At 66.6% G+C, this 18,214-nt stretch carries 18 protein-coding genes; 5 read left to right on the plus strand and 13 right to left on the minus strand.

What is annotated here, in order from left to right; all coding sequences use genetic code 11:
* Positions 1-91 precede the first annotated feature (91 nt).
* Both ACGHX3_RS06480 and ACGHX3_RS06485 read right to left on the minus strand, forming a co-directional pair.
* On the minus strand, positions 92-2,998 hold the full coding sequence (locus ACGHX3_RS06480) for a TonB-dependent receptor plug domain-containing protein (protein ID WP_394696797.1): 2,907 nt from the start codon (positions 2,996-2,998) through the stop codon (positions 92-94).
* A gap of 251 nt (positions 2,999-3,249) precedes the next feature.
* Positions 3,250-5,229 (minus strand): alpha/beta hydrolase family protein, encoded by a 1,980-nt coding sequence (locus ACGHX3_RS06485; protein ID WP_394696798.1) that lies wholly within the window; start codon positions 5,227-5,229, stop codon positions 3,250-3,252.
* A gap of 287 nt (positions 5,230-5,516) precedes the next feature.
* Here ACGHX3_RS06485 and apbC point away from each other — a divergent pair, with 287 nt between their 5' ends.
* The 3 genes from apbC to ACGHX3_RS06500 all read left to right on the plus strand — a co-directional run bounded on the left by apbC (position 5,517) and on the right by ACGHX3_RS06500 (position 7,593).
* Positions 5,517-6,356 (plus strand): iron-sulfur cluster carrier protein ApbC, encoded by an 840-nt coding sequence (gene apbC / locus ACGHX3_RS06490; protein ID WP_394696799.1) that lies wholly within the window; start codon positions 5,517-5,519, stop codon positions 6,354-6,356.
* A 96-nt stretch (positions 6,357-6,452) separates the two neighbouring features.
* Entirely contained in the window at positions 6,453-7,025 is a 573-nt protein-coding gene (gene dcd, locus ACGHX3_RS06495) for a dCTP deaminase (protein ID WP_055943731.1), read from the plus strand.
* Between the two features lie 28 nt (positions 7,026-7,053).
* Entirely contained in the window at positions 7,054-7,593 is a 540-nt protein-coding gene (locus ACGHX3_RS06500) for an RDD family protein (protein ID WP_394696800.1), read from the plus strand.
* Positions 7,594-7,602: 9 nt separating this feature from the next.
* Here ACGHX3_RS06500 and pcp read toward each other — a convergent pair whose 3' ends face one another.
* The 8 genes from pcp to ACGHX3_RS06540 are packed head-to-tail and all read right to left on the minus strand — an operon-like array spanning position 7,603 to position 13,408.
* On the minus strand, positions 7,603-8,256 hold the full coding sequence (gene pcp, locus ACGHX3_RS06505; protein ID WP_394696801.1) for a pyroglutamyl-peptidase I: 654 nt from the start codon (positions 8,254-8,256) through the stop codon (positions 7,603-7,605).
* A 22-nt stretch (positions 8,257-8,278) separates the two neighbouring features.
* Positions 8,279-9,244: a DUF979 domain-containing protein gene (locus tag ACGHX3_RS06510; RefSeq protein WP_394696802.1), complete on the minus strand. Its 966-nt coding sequence runs from the start codon at positions 9,242-9,244 to the stop codon at positions 8,279-8,281.
* The gene (locus ACGHX3_RS06515) at positions 9,231-9,932 is read right to left on the minus strand and encodes a DUF969 domain-containing protein (protein WP_394696803.1); all 702 of its coding nucleotides are present in this window, start codon (positions 9,930-9,932) and stop codon (positions 9,231-9,233) included. Before ACGHX3_RS06515 ends, ACGHX3_RS06510 begins: the two co-directional genes overlap by 14 nt.
* A complete protein-coding gene (locus ACGHX3_RS06520) occupies positions 9,929-10,681 on the minus strand; it encodes a LamB/YcsF family protein (protein WP_394696804.1) in 753 nt (250 codons plus the stop codon). Before ACGHX3_RS06520 ends, ACGHX3_RS06515 begins: the two co-directional genes overlap by 4 nt.
* A 15-nt stretch (positions 10,682-10,696) precedes the next feature.
* Positions 10,697-11,650, minus strand: a complete 954-nt coding sequence (locus ACGHX3_RS06525; protein ID WP_394696805.1) for a biotin-dependent carboxyltransferase family protein — start codon at positions 11,648-11,650, stop codon at positions 10,697-10,699.
* Positions 11,647-12,345 (minus strand): 5-oxoprolinase subunit PxpB, encoded by a 699-nt coding sequence (gene pxpB / locus ACGHX3_RS06530; protein ID WP_394696806.1) that lies wholly within the window; start codon positions 12,343-12,345, stop codon positions 11,647-11,649. The genes ACGHX3_RS06525 and pxpB overlap by 4 nt, the downstream gene beginning before the upstream one ends.
* On the minus strand, positions 12,342-12,749 hold the full coding sequence (locus tag ACGHX3_RS06535) for an HIT domain-containing protein (RefSeq protein ID WP_394696807.1): 408 nt from the start codon (positions 12,747-12,749) through the stop codon (positions 12,342-12,344). The genes pxpB and ACGHX3_RS06535 overlap by 4 nt, the downstream gene beginning before the upstream one ends.
* A complete protein-coding gene (locus ACGHX3_RS06540) occupies positions 12,746-13,408 on the minus strand; it encodes a dienelactone hydrolase family protein (RefSeq protein ID WP_394696808.1) in 663 nt (220 codons plus the stop codon). The genes ACGHX3_RS06535 and ACGHX3_RS06540 overlap by 4 nt, the downstream gene beginning before the upstream one ends.
* Positions 13,409-13,546: 138 nt before the next feature.
* Between ACGHX3_RS06540 and rimO the strand changes: the two genes are divergently transcribed.
* Together rimO and ACGHX3_RS06550 are read left to right on the plus strand one after the other, a co-directional pair.
* Positions 13,547-14,908 (plus strand): 30S ribosomal protein S12 methylthiotransferase RimO, encoded by a 1,362-nt coding sequence (rimO, locus tag ACGHX3_RS06545; RefSeq protein ID WP_394696809.1) that lies wholly within the window; start codon positions 13,547-13,549, stop codon positions 14,906-14,908.
* On the plus strand, positions 14,905-15,732 hold the full coding sequence (locus ACGHX3_RS06550; protein ID WP_394696810.1) for a DUF3025 domain-containing protein: 828 nt from the start codon (positions 14,905-14,907) through the stop codon (positions 15,730-15,732). Before rimO ends, ACGHX3_RS06550 begins: the two co-directional genes overlap by 4 nt.
* A 3-nt stretch (positions 15,733-15,735) precedes the next feature.
* Here ACGHX3_RS06550 and greB read toward each other — a convergent pair whose 3' ends face one another.
* From greB to ACGHX3_RS06565, 3 genes are read right to left on the minus strand one after another with little or no spacing between them, the layout of a single operon-like run.
* A complete protein-coding gene (gene greB, locus ACGHX3_RS06555) occupies positions 15,736-16,239 on the minus strand; it encodes a transcription elongation factor GreB (RefSeq protein WP_394696811.1) in 504 nt (167 codons plus the stop codon).
* Positions 16,239-16,643, minus strand: a complete 405-nt coding sequence (locus tag ACGHX3_RS06560; RefSeq protein WP_394696812.1) for a copper resistance protein NlpE N-terminal domain-containing protein — start codon at positions 16,641-16,643, stop codon at positions 16,239-16,241. Before ACGHX3_RS06560 ends, greB begins: the two co-directional genes overlap by 1 nt.
* 8 nt (positions 16,644-16,651) lie before the next feature.
* Positions 16,652-18,154 (minus strand): helicase HerA-like domain-containing protein, encoded by a 1,503-nt coding sequence (locus ACGHX3_RS06565; protein ID WP_394696813.1) that lies wholly within the window; start codon positions 18,152-18,154, stop codon positions 16,652-16,654.
* Positions 18,155-18,214: the final 60 nt, after the last annotated feature.

The following is an 18,214-nucleotide window of genomic DNA, read 5'->3' on the forward strand; positions in this document are numbered from 1 at the left end:
GGCAGCGTATGGAAGGGAAGGGCTGGTGAATCTCCCAAAAAAAGAGGCGGCGCAATGCGCCGCCTCCCGGACCTTCATGTCTCTCGCGCGATCAGAACTTGTAGTTCAGGCGGGCGAAAAGCGAGACACCCAGATAGTCGTACTGCGTGGCGCTGACCGGCACGTTGCCGTAACGGTTGTAGCCAGCCGCGGCCGAGATGGTGTCGGGCTCCTTGTTGAACAGGTTGCGCACACCCATCAGGAACGACCACTTCGGCTGTTCGTACTGAACAGACACGGTGTGGTACGTACGGCTGTCGGCCTTGGTGTCGACCACGGCATTGGCGTAGCCGAAGTACGTGTAACTGCCGGTGGAGGTGAGCGGGGTCAGACGACGCGTGCTGTCAACGAAGTCGATGCCCCAGTTGTAGGTCCAGTCACCGCGTTCCAGCGAGGCGATGAAGTTGCCCACGGTCTTCGGACGCCCGATGCCACCCACATAGTTGGAGATCGTCGAACCACCCTCCAGCGGGCTGTCGAAGAGCTGCACCACGTCTTCCTTCATGTAGGTGACCTGGGATTCCAGCGTCAGTTTGCCGAAGGAGAAGTCATCCTCGTAGCGGACCAGCATGTCGTAGCCGCGGACCTTCTGCTTGTTGATGTTCACGTAGGTCGCGTAGACCTCCTGAATGCCGTTCGGCTCGACGGTGGCCGTCGGCGAATTGCGCGTGAACATGGTGCAGAAGTTGTTCGGGTAGACATCCGAGCCATAGCAACTGGCGAGGATCGTCTGCGCTTCCAGTTCACCGATCTGATCGCGGACTTCGATCTCGAAGTAATCCAGCGCGACGCTGATCGGGGCGAATTCCGGCGTCCAGATCAGACCGCCCGTGAAGGCGTTGGAATGTTCCGGGGTCAGGAAGCCTGCGCCGCCACCCTGGTAGACCGTGGCGGAGCTCGGCGCACCGTTGTAGTCGTCCGGGATGCCAGCAGCGCCGCAATTGTTGCGGATGTTGGCGTTCGAGCTCTCGCCCCAGTTGATGCAGGGATCGATCGCGGTCTGGCCGAGGAAGGCCGACTGGTTGCCCAGGTACAGCTCATACAGGCCGGGGGCGCGGTACGAGGTGCCCTTGGTGGCGCGCAGGCGCAGGGACGGCACGACCTGCCAGCCCAGGCCGATCTTCCAGACGTCGTCGCTGTCGCCAACGGAGTCGTAGTCGAACCAGCGGGTCGAGGCGTTGAACGTCAGCGACTCGACGCCCGGCAGGCCCTTCAGCAGCGGCACTTCGACTTCGGCGAAGACTTCCTTGACCGTATCGTCGCCCTTGGTCTGCTGGGCCGAGGACTGGCCCCACAGAAGACCGTTGGCCGAGTAGTAGCCCGGCTGGTCGTCGATGCTGAACTCGCGGTATTCGGCGCCGACGGCCGCACCCACCGCACCGGCGGGCAGGTCGAACAGCTCGCCCGTCAGCACGCCGGTGACGACGGTCTGGTCGTAGATGGTCTTGCCCGTGTCCATCACGCCGATCAGGCCGACCAGTTCGTCCATGCGGGTGCCGCTGAGGAAGCCCGGGTCGAAGTAGTTGATCGTCGGCGCGTCTTCACCGTAGTTCCAGTCGCCGGTCTTGGAGGCGTCGATCGACAGGTCGCTGTATGTGCCGCTGGAGCGCGAGTACGAGGCATTGACGTCCCACGACCAGGTATCGGCGAACAGGCCGTTGAAATTGGTGTTGACGTAGTAGTAGTCGACCTTCTGGCTGCTGTTCGAACGGAACGGCATCACCGGCTGCGAAACGCCGGACGGGGTCGCGGTGTTAACGAAGTCCGGGTCGTTCTGGTAGATGTAGCCCGAGCCGCCCACGATGACCGGGAAGAATTGGCGGAAGCCCTTGTACGCGCTCTCGCGGCGGTTGACCAGCAGCTCGGTCTTCCAGTTGACCTCGCCCAGCGAGAAGTCAGCCGACAGGTAGCCACTGAAACGCTCCAGGTCCTGGATGACGTACTGCTCGCCGAAGAACGGGAAGTTCAGCACGTCGGTGTAGCTGGCCTGCGGCGAGTTCGCGTAGGTGGTGCTGACGCGCGGACGGTAGCCGGGGATGTTGCCGATGGTCTGGCCGTTCCACGTGGGCACGTAGCGTGCGCCGGTCAGCAGGTCGCTGACGGTGTTGGCGTACAGGTTGCCGCTGGTACAGCCGCCGAGTTCGGTACCTGCCAAGATCGAGCGGTCTTCACGGTCGATGCGGTTGCCGTTCTGGTCCCACACCAGGTCTTCGGCGCACTTGAAGAAGTCGCGGTCGCCCACGGTCAGCGGGGACTGCTTGTAGTACTCGCCGGCCAGGGTGATGCTGCCGTTGTCGAAGTTCCAGCCGGTGGCACCAGAGAAGTTGATGACTTCGCCACCGCCGTAGAACGGCGCGCGGAAGCTCACCGAGATTTCCGGCGAGGTGATGTTCTTGCGGGTGATCACGTTCGCCACGCCGGCGACGGCGTCAGAACCATAGATCGAGGACGAACCGTCCTTCAGCAGTTCGATGCGTTGGACGATCGAGGACGGCAGTACATTGAGGTCGAACGCGCCGACTTGGCCGCGGGTACCGGCGGGGCCGGGGCGGTGGCCATTCAGCAGCACCAGGCTGCGGTTGGGGCCGAGGCCGCGCAGCGAGAGCGTCTGCGCACCCACGCCGCCTTCGGTGACGAAGGCACCGAACTGGTGACTGATCTGCGTGGCGCCAGCGGCGATGCTCGACTTCTGCAGGAACTCGGAGGTTTCCACCTGGCCGAGCGCGACGTTGGTATCGGCAGTGATGACCTGCACGGGCGACACGGAATCGTATTCGACGCGCTTGATCAGCGAACCCGTAACCGTGATTTTGTCGAGCTCGACGGCTTCCCGCTTCTTCGCCGGTTCACTCTCCGTTGTTTCGGACTGTGCCACTGCATTGCCGCCGTAAAGGCAGCCCAGAACAGCGACAAACAGAGGTAGCTTCTTGAAGGCAATGCCTTTCTTTGCTTGCTGCATGAGTTGAATCCCCTAAGAGTCCCGCTAGATGAATGCCCCTGCGTGTTACGCAGGGGTTAAGCGAGTATATGCAGCGTTCATCCCCCATAGCAACCGAATGTTAGAAACGTGTGACACGTGCTCGGTTCGTCGTGCCTAGGGTGTGATAAAAGGGTTTGGCAGGAACCTGAACAGCGCCAACCGGAGCCGGGAACCCCGTTCGGCCACAAAAAACCCCGCCAATGGCGGGGTTTTTCGAGGATGCTTTGGGATCACAAACCGCCGGAGCCGCAGTCCTTGGCCAGGAAATCCTCCATCAGGCCCAGCGCCTGCTGCTGGTGCCGGTAGTACCAGGGCATGCTGTGGGGCATGTCGGCGATCAGCTCGAACTTGGCGGGCACCTTGCCCTTGACGGCATCGTAGAAGCCGCGGGCGTGGAACGACGGGGTGCGCACGTCGCGGTCACCGACGTATAGCAGGACGGGGATATTGGCCTTGTCCGTGTTCAGCATCGGATCCATGCCCTTGACCGTGCGGCCCTGGAGGATGCGCTGCAGGCGGTTTTCGCTCCACGACCAGCCCAGCTTGGTCAGATCGGTCACGGGCGCGCCTGAGATCGCGCACTGGTAAGGGCTATTCGGGCGCACGACCGCTGCGGCCGCAGCGAATCCGCCGTAGGAGTAACCGAAGATGGCCAGGCGCTTGGGATCGGCGATGCCCTGCTTGACCAGCCACGCGGCGCCGTCGTCCTTGTCGTCCTGCATCTTCTGGCCCCACTCGGCATCGCCGGCCAGCCACAGCTTGCGGCCCAGGCCGCTCGAGCCGCGGTACTGCGGGCGCAGCACGGCGTAGCCGCGGGAGGTCAGGAACGGCACCCAGCCGGAGGCGTCCCAGCCGCCGTAATCGCGGGCCCACGGGCCGCCGTGCGGATGGATGATCGTGGGCAGCGGGCCGTCGCTTTCCTTCCAGCCGACGGGCAGGTCCAGCAGCGCCGGAATGTTCAGGCCGTCGCGTGCCGGGTAGGTGACCCAGCGCTGCTCGCCGATCTGCTTGGGATTGATCCACGGGCGCTCGTCGCCCAGATCGACGACGTTCTTGCGCTCGGTCAGCAGGTGGTAGCTCGCCGCACGCTGCGCGCTTTCCGTCGTGAACAGCACCCGCGACATGTCGTTGTTGTAGCCGGTGATGGCGACGGTCTGGCCCGGGTAAGCCTTCTTCAGGCCGGCATGGATGCCGCCGAGTTCGGGGTCGACGTACGTCGCTTCGGGCTCAGGGCCGTCCACGACGAAGCCGAGCACGCGATTGAAGTTGCTCGGCTGCGAACCGAGGATCAGCCGGCTGATCGAGAACTGCGGGTGCGCCAGCAGGGGCTCGCTGTCGAACTTGCGTGTGGCAGGGTCGTACATCCATGCCTGCACCAGGTCGGAGAACATGTCGGTAAGAATGTAGAACTTGCCTGTCTGTTCATCGATACCGACGATATCGACGGCATGGCGTTCGCTGAGCTTGGTGGTCAGCGGCGCATGGACCTCGAACTCGCCGGCCTTGTTGCGTATCAGCACGCGCTGCTCGTACTCGCCGGGCGAGATGGGTTCCAGCTGGGAGCGCGTCAGCAGTTCGCCGTTGCGCGGATTGAAGAGGCCCGGGCTTGTGCGGCTGTTGGCGCGGAACAGCAGCTTGGTCTCGTTGGTCCGCAGGTTGTACAGGTAGTACGCGCCGCTGAGGGACAGGCCGCTCGTCTGCGAAATGATGACGTTGTCGGGATCCAGCGGCAGGGTGTGAACGAGGTTGGCGGTGCCCGCGATCTCGAGGCAGCGTTTGAGCTCCTCGCTCACGCCCAGGCGACGCGTGTTGTCGGCGAAGGCTTCCTCGAACTTCTGCTGCTTGACGTCGGTCAGGTAGGGCTTCACGACGAACGTCTTGGTCGCGCCGACGTTGCTGCCCTCGCCGCAACCGGAGAGCTGTCCGGTCCACTCCTGGCGGCCCAGTACGAGCACGCGGTTCGCCTTCATCGCATTGGCGGCGATGAACTTCATGCGGTCGCCGGAGGGCGTGATGACCGAGCCGGCCTTCAGGTCGTCCAGGTTCCAGGTCGCCAGTCCGGTCTCCTGGTTCTTCGAATCCGGCATGGAGACGATGGCGACGAGATTCTTGCCGTCGGTACTCATGGAGACCGACTGGATGTTCGGCAGGCGCGCGAACGACTCGATCGGGATCGCATCGCGTGCGGTGGCGGTCCCTGTCAGCAGCATCAACGATGCGGCGATTAAACGTACTTTCCCAATCTTCATGGTTGGCTCGTACCCCTGATTCGTGTTCTTAAGAAGGCGCCAAGCGCGCATCGCAGCGTGTTGCCGGCCCCGGATGCTGAACGCATTGTTCATTCTCTGGCGCGCCGGCCAGAGTAGTGCAGCGAGGTCGAACAGGAAAGCCCCCCGCTGGCGTGTGTGAGAAGATGTCGCGTTGCCGCATGCGTATCCAACAGATGCCCGGGTACCGCACACGCTGCGGCGGCTACTCACATACTGGAAATGCGTCGATGTCTGTCCGATCCCACGCCGTCCAAGGCAACCTCACTCCCCACCCCCGCATCCGCAACGTCATCGCCGTCGGTTCCGGCAAGGGCGGGGTGGGGAAGTCGACCACCTCGGTGAACCTCGCGCTGGCGCTGGCGGCCGAGGGCGCCCGGGTAGGCGTGCTGGACGCCGACGTCTACGGCCCCAGCGTGCCGGCCATGCTGGGCCTGTCGGGGCGCCCGGAGAGCCATGACAACAAGTCGATCGAGCCGATGCGGGCGTTCGGGGTGGAGGCGATGTCGATCGGGTTCCTGGTCGACCCGGACACGCCGATGATCTGGCGCGGGCCGATGGCGACCTCGGCGCTGATGCAGTTGTTCACCGACACCCTGTGGGGCGACCTGGACTACCTGCTGGTGGACCTGCCGCCGGGTACCGGCGACATCCAGCTGACCCTGGCGCAGAAGATCCCGGTCGCGGGGGCGGTCATCGTCACCACGCCGCAGGACATCGCCACGCTGGATGCCAAGAAGGCGCTGAAGATGTTCGAGAAGGTCGAGGTGCCGGTGCTCGGCATCGTCGAGAACATGGCAGTCCACACCTGCTCCAACTGCGGCCATGTCGAACACCTGTTCGGCCAGGGGGGCGGCGAGCGCATGGCGGCCCAGTACGGCGTGCCGCTGCTGGGTTCGCTGCCGCTGGACATCGCCATCCGCGAGCAGGGCGACGCCGGCCAGCCGGTCGTGGTGGCCGCGCCGGATTCTGCCGTGGCACAGGCCTACCGGCAGACCGCGCGGGTCATGGCGGGCACGCTGGCACAGCGGCCGCGGGCCTCGATGTCCATCGCGTCCTCGCTGGTCTAGCCGGCTGGCGCAGACGGCGGGCCGGGGCCCGCCCTACAATTCCCCGTCCGCTGCGCGCCGCCCGCGCGGCCTTCGCCCCACCAGACCAGGATTTGCATGAGCATCAAGAGCGACCGTTGGATCCGCCGCATGGCCGAGCAGCAGGGCATGATCGAGCCGTTCGAGCCCGGACAGGTCAAGCAGGTCAACGGCCAGCGCATCGTCAGCTACGGCACCTCGAGCTACGGCTACGACGTGCGCTGCTCGCGCGAGTTCAAGGTGTTCACCAACATCAACTCCACCATCGTCGACCCCAAGCACTTCGACCCGAAGAGCTTCGTCGACATCGAAGCGGACGAGTGCATCATTCCGCCGAACAGCTTCGCGCTGGCGCGCACGGTGGAGTTCTTCCGCATCCCGCGCGACACGCTGGTGGTCTGCCTGGGCAAGAGCACGTACGCGCGCTGCGGCATCATCGTCAATGTCACGCCGCTGGAACCGGAGTGGGAAGGCCACGTGACGCTGGAATTCAGCAACACCACGCCGCTCCCCGCGCGAATCTACGCCAACGAAGGCGTGGCGCAGATGCTGTTCTTCCAGTCCGATGCCGACGACGTGTGCGAGACCAGCTACAAGGACCGTGGCGGCAAATACCAGGGTCAGACCGGGGTGACGTTGCCACGGACCTGATCCGTCCGCTCTGCCGAAAGGAATCACGATGCAAGCACCGCCGCCGATGCCGCAGGACCCTTATCGCACTCCCGATGCGAATGTCGCTGATTTCCAGGATCAGGGTGTGCCGGATCCCGCGATCCGCTGGCTGCGGCTGGCAGCGATCCTGATCGACGCCTGCATCGGCCTCGCCGTGATCGTCCCGCTCATATTCGTCGGTGGTTACTGGGAGGCTGCGTTCGAGGCGGGTCGTTCGGGCGGTTTCGGCATCATGCCGCTTGGCACGACGCTGCTGTGGGCCGCAATCGGCTTCGTCGTATTCGCGCTGATCCAGGGTTATCTGCTTCACAGCGGTGGTCAGACCTGGGGAAAGAAGGTGCTATCCATCAGGATCGTGGACCTGCAAGGCAACAAGCCGACCCTGGTGGACCTGCTGGGCAAGCGCTACCTGCCGACGCATGTCATTGCCAACATCCCATGCCTGGGCACGATCTATGTGCTCGTCGATTCGCTGATGATCTTCCGGCAGGACCAGCGCTGCTTGCATGACCTGATTGCGGGCACGCGCGTCGTGCGCGCGAAATAGGGCGCGATATCAGTGTTCCGCACCCGCAGCGGCGCGGATGTCGAGAGGCGTCTTCAGGGCCACCTTCAGCGCCAGGCGCAAGGCGGCTGTCACCGTCTCCACCGGCAGACTCGCCGCACCGGCATGCCCTGACGCCTGGGCCGGCGAGTAGGGAATGTGGATGAAGCCCGCCCGTACCGCGCGCTGGCGCCGCAGTGCGTGCATCAACCCGTAGAACACGTGGTTGCAGACGTAGGTGCCCGCAGTTTGCGAGACCTCGACAGGAAAACCGGCACCGCGCAACGCCTCGCGCATCACCTTGATCGGCAGCGTGGAGAAGTAGGCGGCCGGACCATCGGCGATCACAGGCACATCGATCGGCTGCTGGCCCGCGTTGTCGGGAATGCGTGCGTCGTCGACGTTGATCGCCACGCGCTCGAGCGACAGCTGCGCGCGGCCGCCGGCCTGGCCGACGCAGATCACCAGCGACGGCTGTGTTTCCTTCAATGCGCTACGCAGCGCCTTCAGCGATTGGCCGAATGCGACGGGCAGTTCCCGCGCCACCACGCGATGCCCGGCGATGCGCGTGCCATGCAAGGCGGACACGGCCTGCCAACTGGGATTGACCCGCTCGCCGCCGAAAGGCTGGAAGCCGGTCAGCAGGACGGTACGTGTCGTCGTCATCGGATGTCCCGGATAAGCGCGATCAGCGGAAGCACAGCCAAGCCATCAGCAGCACGTTGGTGCCCATCAGCCACAGACCGGTCGCGGCCTGCGCACGGATCACACCGTACTGGTCGTCCAGTTCCAGCAGCACCGCAGGCACGATGTTGAAGTTGGCGGCCATCGGCGTGAGCAGCGTGCCGCAATAGCCGGTCAGCATGCCGATGGCGCCGAGGATGGCGGGATCGGCGCCGTGGCGCTGCACCAGCAGCGGCAGGCCGATGCCGGCCATCATCACCGGGAACGCAGCAAATGCATTGCCCATGATGACGGTGAACACCACCATGCCCGCCGCGAATGCCAGCAGGCAGGCCATGCGGTTGTCGGCCGGAATCACCATCGACACCAGCGATGCGACGGATTCGCCCACCCCGCTGGCCGCGAAGACCCCGCCCAGCGTCGCCAGTACCAGCGGCAGCAGCGCCGCCCAGCCCATCGTGTCGAGCAGGCGGCGTCCTTCATCGGCGGCCCGTAGCGGGGGTTGGCGCGTCACCGCGATCGCCGCGATGGCCGAGATCACGCAGGCCAAGGCCAGGCCGACCAGCGTCATGCCGGTGGGCGCGAACAGCGGGGTACCGCCCAAGGACAGGTGTGGGCCGGCGAGCACGACGGTGATCGTCAGCGCCGGAATCAGCAGGGCCGGCACGAACAGGCGGTGGCCCAGCCGCAGCGCGGACGCCAGGCGTTCGGATTCCGGCGCCTCGTCCAGCGGTTCGCGGCGCATGCGCGTGGCCAGCAGGGCGAGCACGAGTACGGCGCCACCAGCGAACTGCGCCGGCAGGGCATCGCCGGCCTTGCTTGCGCGCAGCACGACGTCGCCGCCCGCGAACAGCGCCGCAATCACCGTCCAGAACGCGGCGTGCGCGTAGCGACGCTGCTGCAGGTTGCGCCACCCGGCGTAGGCGAGGAAGGCCGCCAGTACCCAGTAGAAGTGCTCAATCGACAGCATCGGTCTTCGCCTCCGCCGCCGGTACCGCCCGGTCCAGTCGGCGTTGGAACAGGACGATACGCACGGCATGGATGATGAAGGCCGCGATCGCCGTCGGCAGTGCCCACAGCGCGATCTGCAGCGGCTCCAGCTGGATGCCGTGCTGCGCGTAGAAGCCCTGGATCAGCAGCACGGCGCCGAAGGCGAGGAACACGTCCTCACCGAAGAAGCGTCCGATGTTGTCGGTCGCCGCCGACATCGCATGCGCGCGCTGCGTTTCCTCACGCGACAGGGGGGCGCGCGTCTTGCCCGCGGCGGATTCGGCCATCGGCGCCAGCAGCGGTCGCACGGTCTGCGCATGTCCGGCGATATCGATCAGCCCCACCATGCTCAGCCCTTGCCGCACCAGCAGGTAACCCGCCAGCAGGCGCGACAGCGTCAGCCCGCGAAGCCGTGCGATCCAGCGCAGCGCATGCTCGCGCAGACCGGCACGCTCCAGCAGGCCGATGGTCGGCAGCGTCAGCGCGAACATCAGCAGGGCGCGGTTGGATACGAAACTCTCGCCCAGCAGCGCGAGCAGGTCCGGAATCGACTTGCCTGCCGCCAGCCCGCTGACCAGGCCCGCCGTGACCACCACGATGACCGGGTTGAAGCGCAGGACGAAACCCGCCACCACCACCACGATGCCCAGCAGGGGCCAGTAACTCATGCGTGGCGCTCCATGGTGCGGATGGCGAAGCCGTTGGATTCGATGGTCTGTCGCAGTCCGTGCGCGAACGCGGCGGCGTCCGGTCGGTCGCCGTGCAGGCAGATGCTGTCCGCGCGCAACGGCACGGATTCACCCGTGCGAGCGACCACGATGCCGGCGTCCAGCATCCGCGTGACCTGCGCCGCGGCGGTCGGCAGGTCCTCGATGCTGGCGCCCGCCTGCGAGCGGGGCGTCAGCGTGGCATCGGCTTCGTAGCGACGCTCGGCGAAGGCTTCGTGCGCCACCTGCAGGCCGAGCCGTTCTCCGGCGGTCGTCAACGCGCTGCCCGACAAGCCGTACAGCACCAGGCCAGCGTCGTGGTCGTGCACGGCACGCGCGATGGCATCGGCGAGGCCGGCGTCGCGGGCCGCCTGGTTGTACAGGGCGCCGTGCGGTTTGACGTGGTGGAGGCGCCCGCCGGCGGCCCGGACGAATCCATCCAGTGCGGCCACCTGGTACAGCGTCAGGGCATACGCTTCTTCCGAAGAAAGGGGGTGCGCGACGCGGCCGAAATGCTCGCGGTCCGCATGCGACGGGTGCGCGCCGATGGCAACGCCGTGCGCGAGACACAGCGCGACGGTGCGTCGCATGGTGTCCGGCGAACCGGCATGGAAGCCGCAGGCGATGCTGGCGGAGCTGATGTACGGCAGGATCGCTGCATCGTCGCCGCAGTCTTCGCCCAGGTCGCAGTTGAAGTCGATGGTGCGCATGCCCGCGAGCCTACCTCACGCCTGCACGCGCTGCGCAATGGCGATGCGCAGCCGCGCAAGGCGGTACGCATGTTCCCTGGCCAGCGATCGCGCCTGTTCCAGCGTGACCGGTTCGAAGTGCACCGGTTCGCCGGGGCGCAACTGCGCGGCGCGCCCCAGGTCGCAGGCGATCACATGGCCCAGTCGCGGATAGCCGCCCACCGTCTGTGCGTCGGCCAGCAGCAGGATGGGCTGCCCGTCGGGTGGCAGTTGCAGCGTGCCGACGGCGACCGGCTCGGACACGCCATCGCCCATTCCTGCGGGCAATCCGGTGCCACGCAGCCGCACGCCCTGACGATTGCTGTTCGGGTGCGTACGCCAGACCTGAGCGGCGAGCATGAGGGCGGCCGGAAGCGCGGACGGCACGTAGCGCAGGACGTGGTGATCCGCCGTCCACGGGTCGTCCACGTCGATCCACCATGCGGGAAAGGCGGGTTGCCGCGCGATGGCAACCTCCCTGCGGACCTTGCCGACAGGCAGGCGATCGCCGGTGGCCAACGCGCGTCCGTCCACGCCGCCGAACCCGCCGCGGAGATCGGTGCTGCGGCTGCCGAGCATGGCGGGTGTCGCGATGCCGCCCGCCACGGCGAGCCAGGCCCGCGCGCCATCGCGCAAGGGGCCGAGCGTGAGTTCGCCTGCGGGGAAATCGATGGGTCGCCCCATCGGCAGCGGCACATCATTCCACCGCGCCTGCACCGTGGCGCCGGTCAGCGCGATGCGGCAGGCACACGGCAACCGCAGGCGTGGACCTTGTAATGCGATCTCCAGTCCCGCCGCGGCTTCATCGTTGCCGACCAGCCGGTTCGCCATCGCCAGGGCGGCGGGATCCATCGCGCCCGCGTGCGCCACGCCAAGATGGCGCCAGCCGTGGCGCCCTTGGTCCTGCACCGTCGTCTGTACGCCGGGCGACAGCACCTGCCACGCGCTCATGGCGACGCTGCCAGGTGGCGGAACGTGCATTCGTCGATCGGCACGAAACGCACCCGGTCGCCGGGTTGCAGCAGTGCAGGCTGCGCGCGGCCTGCATCGAACAGCACGGCAGGCGTTCGCCCCAGCAAGCGCCATCCTCCAGCACTTTCGCGCGGATAGATGCCCGCCTGCGCGCCGCCGACCGCGACCGAACCCGCCGGCACCCGCGTGCGTGGCGTCGCCAGCCGTGGCAGCGCCAATGCCGGATCCAGCCCGAGCAGATAGGGAAAGCCCGGTGCGAAGCCGATCATCGCCACGGTGTAGACGGGGGCGCTGTGGCGGGCGATCAGCGAGGCCGCATCGCATCCCAGCGTCTGCATAGCGTCGACGAAGTCGTCGCCGCATTCGCCGCCGTAGCACACGGGAATCTCGTGCAGCCCGGTGGCGCCGTCGGATCGCGATGAGGGATCGGCAAGCAGGGCTTCAACCGATTCACGTACGACCGCATGCGCATCGCTGGCCGGTGCATGGTCGGCATCGAAGAACACCGCCAGGCTGGCGTAGGCCGGCACCAGATCGCGCAGCCACGGCGGCGAGCGGTCGCGCAGCCGCGCCGCCAGCGTGTGCACCTGCGCATTGGTCTCTGCCTCGATGCGCTCGCCAAAGCGCACCAGCAGGGCATCGTCCCCGAGCGGTTCGAAGCGCGGCGTGCTCATGCCAGGCGCAGGCGCCAGCGCTCGATCCCGGCAGCCAGTTGTTCCGGCGTATGGCGGACAGCATGTCCATTGCCCCACACCGGGCCGGGCCACGCCGCATCGCCGTCACGTCGCCCGACCAGGTGCACATGCAGCTGCCGCACGATGTTGCCGAGCGCGCCGATGTTGAGTTTCTCCACGCCGGGAGTCGCGCGGATCAATTGCCCGGCCTGGTTGATCTCCGCCAGCAGCAGGCGCTGCTGGCCGCCATCCAGGTCCAGCCATTCGCTCACGCCGTCGACGCGCGGTACCAGCACCAGCCAGGGATAGCGGGTGTCGTCCATCAGCCGCACCTGCGACAGCGGGCCGTCGGCGATGAAGGCACTGTCAGCGGCCAGGCGCGGGTCGAGCAGGAAATCGGTCATGCGAGGTTCCGGGTGAAGAAGTCGAGCGTGCGTTCGCGTGCGAGCCGCGCACTGGATGGCTCGTAGTCCGCGCGCAGGTCGCAGTTGAAGCCATGCCCGGCAGGGTAGGTGAAGACATCCATCCCGGGCAGCGCGTCGCGATGGGCCTGCACCATGCCCGGCGGGATCGAGGCATCCCGTTCGCCGAAATGGAGCATCACCGGCGCGCGCGGCGTTTCGTCCAGGAAGGGCAGGTTGCCTGCCCCGTAGTAACTGACCGACGGCAGTCCGATCCGCAGCGCCGCCAGCAGGGCGACGGTGCCGCCCCAGCAGTAGCCGACCGTGCCGACGCGGTGATGCGAGGCCGCCAGTGCATTGGCGGCGGCATGCGTGATGTCGTTGGCCCGCTCGAGTCCGACGGCGGCTTTCAGTGCCCGCCCGCGTTCGACGCCGCCGGCGTCGTAGGCGAGTTCCACGCCAGGCTCGACGACATCGAAACAGGCCGGCGCCAGCACTGCGTAGCCCTCGAGCGCAAACCCTTCGGCGACGCTGCGGATATGCGCGTTCACGCCGAAGATTTCCTGCACCACGACCAGGGCGCCGCGCGGAGCACCGGCAGGATCGGCCTGCCAGGCCGCGATGCGGCCGTGCGGTGTATCGAGGGTGGTCCAGTGGCCCATGCGGTCAGTGTATGCCGGCGCCCGGGGCGACCCAAGGACGGCGTGCACCTGTCCGCCCGCCTGAACGCACATTCCGGGCCAGGCGAAGGCGGGAGGCTATAATCCGCGCCCCGTACACGCCGCCGCCGTACCGTCTCCATGTCCCTGCAGAACCCCAAAGTCGGCTTCGTCAGCCTCGGCTGCCCGAAGGCCCTGGTCGACTCCGAGCGCATCCTCACCCAGCTGCGCGTGGAGGGCTACGACATCGTGCCGACCTACGACGCGGCGGACGTGGTGGTGGTGAATACCTGTGGCTTCATCGATTCGGCCGTGGCCGAGTCGCTGGATGCCATCGGCGAGGCGATGAACGCGAACGGCAAGGTCATCGTCACCGGCTGCCTGGGCAAGCGACCGGAGCAGATCCGCGAGCAGTATCCGGACGTGCTGGCGATCAGCGGTCCGCAGGACTACCAGAGCGTGATGGAGGCGCTGCACGAAGCGTTGCCGCCGAAGCACGATCCCTTCGTGGATCTGGTGCCGGACTACGGCATCAAGCTGACCCCGCGCCACTACGCCTATCTCAAGATTTCCGAAGGCTGCAACCACCGTTGCAGCTTCTGCATCATTCCGTCGATGCGTGGCGACCTGGTCTCGCGTCCGGTCGATGACGTGCTGCGCGAAGCCGAGCGCCTGGTGCGCGGCGGCGTGAAGGAACTGCTGGTGGTCTCGCAGGACACGTCGGCCTACGGCGTGGACGTGAAGTACGCCGAACGCGAGTGGCGCGGCAAGTCCTACCAGACCCGCATGAAGGCGCTGTGCGAAGGGCTGGGTGAACTCGATGCCTGGGTGCGCCTGCATTACGTCTATCCGTATCCGCACGTCGACGACATCGTGCCGCTGATGGCGGAGAACAAGGTGCTGCCGTACCTGGACATTCCGTTCCAGCACGCCAGCCCGCGCATCCTCAAACTGATGAAGCGCCCGGGTGCGGTCGACAAGACGCTGGAGCGCGTGAAGCGCTGGCGTTCGATCTGCCCCGACATCACGCTTCGGTCGACCTTCATCGTCGGCTTTCCCGGCGAGACGGACCAGGAGTTCGAGGAACTGCTGCAATTCCTCGACGAAGCGCAGCTCGACCGCGTCGGCGCGTTCGCCTATTCGCCGGTCGACGGCGCCGCGGCCAACCTGCTGCCCAACCCCGTGCCGGAAGAGGTCAAGCAGGAGCGCCTGGCCCGCTTCATGGAAAAGCAGGCGGAGATCTCCGCCGCGCGCCTGGAAGCGAAGATCGGCACCGTGCAGCAGTGCCTGGTCGACCTGATCGAGGACGACATCGCCGTGGCGCGATCCAAGTCCGACGCGCCGGAGATCGATGGCCTGGTGCATATCCAGAACGGTGGCGAACTGGGCCTGCGCGTCGGCCAGTTCGTCGATGTGGAGATCACCGAGAGCGACGAGCACGATCTGATCGGCGATGCCATCATCGAGACGGCGGGCGCGCCGCTCGATCTCAAGGTGCTGTGACCGCGCCAGACGCTGGAATCCGCGCTGGTGACGGCCGGCGTCGTTTCATTGCGCCTGTGCGTGGACAGGTGGATGCCGCGTGTTTCCGGCATCCGGTGTTCGGCGGGTACGGTGAGCACCTGGACCTGCTGGCGTCAGCACCATGGCCGGACATCGACGCCCTCAATGCGCGCATGCCGGCGTCCGGTCCGCGTTTCGTGGCGCAGGACGCGGCCTTGCTCGGCGATGGCCTGCATTACGAAGCACGCATCGCGCAGGGGCACATCGCCACGCGAACCGAGAACTGGCACGACCTGTTCAACGCGATGGTCTGGATGCGTCACCCGGACCTCAAGTACGCCCTCAACCAACAGCAGTGCCGGCAGATCGAACGGATGGGCACGCGTGAGCGCAGTCCTGCGCAGCAGGCGCTGACGCAGTTCGATGAAAGCGGCATCATCGTGCAGGTGCGCGACAGGGCACTGCTGAACCTGTGGGACCGGCATGACTGGACGGCACTGTTCCATGCGAACGCGGGGCGCTGGCGTGATGGCGGCATCAGCGTCGCGGCTGTGGTCGGGCATGCGCTGATGGAGCAGATGCTGGTGCCGGGGCGCCTGCTCGTCGGCAAGTGCCTGGTGGTGCAGGGCGATCCGGTCGACAGCGTCGCACGCGTGGTCGAATCGATCATGGCGGGGACGAGTCTCGTCGCACCGACGGAACTGCGTCCGTTGCCACTATCCGGTATCCCCGGGTGGCACGCGGAACAGGATGAGGCATTCTATAAGCAGGCGGACTACTTCCGGCCGCTGCGCGAGGGGCGCGTCTACCCGCGACCGCTGTGAGGATCAGCTCGCGTAGCCGACATCCACCAGTACGAACTGCGTGAGGCCGCCGGGCAGCTCCACGGCGAACTCGTCGTCGATGCGCTTCTTCAGCAGCGCGCGCGCCATGGGCGAATCGATGCTGATCCAGCCACGCGCCGCGTCGGTCTCGTCCGGGCCGACGATGCGGTAGCGCGAGGTCTCGCCGCTGGCGACGTTCTCCAGTTCGACCGTCGCGCCGAAGAACACCGCCTCCGGATCGCTGGGCGCGGTGTCGACCACGCGCAACACTTCCAGCCGCTTGCTCAGATAGCGCACGCGGCGGTCGATCTCGCCGAGCTGCTTCTTGCGGTAGGTGTACTCCGCGTTCTCGGAGCGGTCGCCTTCGGCCGCAGCGGCGGCGAGCGCCTTCACGACCTCGGGTCGGCGCACGCGCCACAGATCGTCGAGTTCCGTCTTCAGGCGGTCGTGGCCTTCGCGGGTGATCAGGGCGGTGCTTTTCTCGCCCGGCGGGCGCCAACGGGACATCAGTCGTTTCCGGTGTCGTCGAGTGCGCGACGCAGCGTGCGGCCGCGGGGATCCTCGACCGGTTCGATGCAACTGCCGGTGGTCAGCACGAGCAGGTCGTCGTCATGGATCGCGAACTCCAGCGGCTGCGCCGGTACGTCGTCGGGCTTGAGCTGTACGCAGGTGCCGTTCCAGGTCACGGACCAGCGTCCGCGACTGGCCGGCGTGGCTTGCAGATCATCCTGGCAATGCATCTGCAGCGTGTAGTGTCCGTCGGCTTGCAGCGACAGCAGCGCATCCTGCGAGGCGCAGGCGCGGTCCGTCATGGTGCCGAAGAACTGGCCAGCGAAGGTCGCGGGCGTCGGATTGGCGGCGACGACGACAAGCGGCATCGAGCAGACCGAGAGAGCGAACAGCCACTTCATCCGTGCGATCAGCGGCGTCCGCCGAAGATGCTGCCCAGGATGCCGCGCACGATCTGGTTGCCCAGCTTGGTGCCGACGGTGCGGGTGGTCTGCTTGGCCATCGTCTCGATCATGCCCTGGCGGCGCTTGGTGCCGAACACCGCGTCCTTGACCGCCTGGCCGAAGCCGCCGGCATCGGGATCGTCCTTCTCCGTCTTCGCAGCCGGCGCGTTGGCGGCCTGCACGGCCGTCTCGGCGCGTTTGGCCAGCATCTCCGCCGCCGATTCGCGGTTCACGGCCGTGTCGTACTTGCCGCCCACCGGACTGTTGTTGCGCACCTGCTGGCGTTCGGCCTCGTTGATCGCGCCCATGCGGCAGCGTGGCGGCGAGACCAGCGTCTGCTGCACCGGCGACGGAATGCCCTTGTCCTGCAGCGTCGACACCAGCGCTTCGCCGGTGCCCAGCGTGGAAATCGCCTGCGCGACGTCCAGCTTCGGGTTCGGCACGAAGGTCTGCGCCGCGGTCTTCACCGCTTTCTGATCGCGCGGGGTGAACGCGCGCAGCGCGTGCTGCACGCGGTTGCCGAGCTGGCCGAGGATGTTGTCGGGCACGTCGTCGGGGAACTGCGAACAGAAATACACACCCACCCCCTTGGAACGGATCAGGCGCACGACCTGTTCGATGCGCTGCTGCAAGGCCGGCGGTGCATCGTCGAACAGCAGGTGTGCCTCATCGAACACGAACACCAGCTTGGGCTTGTCGAGGTCGCCGACTTCCGGCAGCGTCTCGAACAGCTCCGACAGCAGCCACAGCAGGAAGCTGGAATACAGGCGCGGCTTCAGGATCAGCTGGTCGGCGGCGAGGATGCCGATGACGCCGCGGCCGTCGGTGTTCGTGCGCATCAGGTCGGTCAGTTCCAGCGCGGGTTCGCCGAAGAACATCTCGCCGCCTTCCTGTTCCAGCCGCAGCAGCGCGCGCTGGATCGCGCCCACCGACTGCGTGCTGACCAGCCCGTAGCTGGTGGAAATGTCCTTGCGTTCGGCGGCGACCAGGCCGAGCAGCGCACGCAGGTCTTCCAGGTCGAGCAGCAGCAGGCCGCGGTCGTCGGCGAGCTTGAACACGATGTCCAGCACGCCGCTCTGGGTGTCGTTCAATTCCAGGATGCGCGAGAGCAGGGTGGGACCCATCTCGCTGACGGTGGTACGGACCGGGTGGCCGAGCTTGCCGTACAGGTCCCAGAACACCACCGGGCTGGCGATCGGGGCGTAATCGGCGATGCCGATGTCCTTCGCCCGCTGCATGACGCGCTCGCTGCCATCGCCGGCCGCCGCCAGGCCGGCTACGTCGCCCTTCACGTCGGCCATGAAGACCGGCACGCCCATGCGCGAGAAGCCTTCGGCCAGCGTCATCAGCGTGACCGTCTTGCCGGTGCCGGTGGCGCCGGCCACCAGGCCATGGCGATTGCCGAACTTCGGCAGCAGCGTGACCGGGATATCGTCCGTGATGCCCTTGCCCAGCAGGATCGGATCCATGTGCAACCTCGCGTGGTGATGCCGGGATTCTAGCGGCTGGAAACCGCCTCGGGGATAAAG

Origin of the sequence: Pseudoxanthomonas japonensis, from assembly GCF_043632995.1 — a bacterium.
Taxonomy (GTDB): Bacteria; Pseudomonadota; Gammaproteobacteria; order Xanthomonadales; family Xanthomonadaceae; genus Pseudoxanthomonas_A; species Pseudoxanthomonas_A japonensis.

Coding starts and splice junctions, on each gene's coding strand:
- ACGHX3_RS06520 (WP_394696804.1), bottom strand. CDS start 10,681: ATGCGCACCATCGACTTCAACTGCGACCTGGGCGAAGACTGCGGCGAC.
- greB (WP_394696811.1), bottom strand. CDS start 16,239: ATGTCCCGTTGGCGCCCGCCGGGCGAGAAAAGCACCGCCCTGATCACC.
- ACGHX3_RS06515 (WP_394696803.1), bottom strand. CDS start 9,932: ATGAGTTACTGGCCCCTGCTGGGCATCGTGGTGGTGGTGGCGGGTTTC.
- apbC (WP_394696799.1), top strand. CDS start 5,517: ATGTCTGTCCGATCCCACGCCGTCCAAGGCAACCTCACTCCCCACCCC.
- ACGHX3_RS06480 (WP_394696797.1), bottom strand. CDS start 2,998: ATGCAGCAAGCAAAGAAAGGCATTGCCTTCAAGAAGCTACCTCTGTTT.
- pcp (WP_394696801.1), bottom strand. CDS start 8,256: ATGACGACGACACGTACCGTCCTGCTGACCGGCTTCCAGCCTTTCGGC.
- ACGHX3_RS06560 (WP_394696812.1), bottom strand. CDS start 16,643: ATGAAGTGGCTGTTCGCTCTCTCGGTCTGCTCGATGCCGCTTGTCGTC.
- dcd (WP_055943731.1), top strand. CDS start 6,453: ATGAGCATCAAGAGCGACCGTTGGATCCGCCGCATGGCCGAGCAGCAG.
- ACGHX3_RS06540 (WP_394696808.1), bottom strand. CDS start 13,408: ATGGGCCACTGGACCACCCTCGATACACCGCACGGCCGCATCGCGGCC.
- ACGHX3_RS06565 (WP_394696813.1), bottom strand. CDS start 18,154: ATGGATCCGATCCTGCTGGGCAAGGGCATCACGGACGATATCCCGGTC.
- ACGHX3_RS06500 (WP_394696800.1), top strand. CDS start 7,054: ATGCAAGCACCGCCGCCGATGCCGCAGGACCCTTATCGCACTCCCGAT.
- ACGHX3_RS06535 (WP_394696807.1), bottom strand. CDS start 12,749: ATGACCGATTTCCTGCTCGACCCGCGCCTGGCCGCTGACAGTGCCTTC.
- pxpB (WP_394696806.1), bottom strand. CDS start 12,345: ATGAGCACGCCGCGCTTCGAACCGCTCGGGGACGATGCCCTGCTGGTG.
- ACGHX3_RS06485 (WP_394696798.1), bottom strand. CDS start 5,229: ATGCTGCTGACAGGGACCGCCACCGCACGCGATGCGATCCCGATCGAG.
- rimO (WP_394696809.1), top strand. CDS start 13,547: ATGTCCCTGCAGAACCCCAAAGTCGGCTTCGTCAGCCTCGGCTGCCCG.
- ACGHX3_RS06510 (WP_394696802.1), bottom strand. CDS start 9,244: ATGCTGTCGATTGAGCACTTCTACTGGGTACTGGCGGCCTTCCTCGCC.
- ACGHX3_RS06525 (WP_394696805.1), bottom strand. CDS start 11,650: ATGAGCGCGTGGCAGGTGCTGTCGCCCGGCGTACAGACGACGGTGCAG.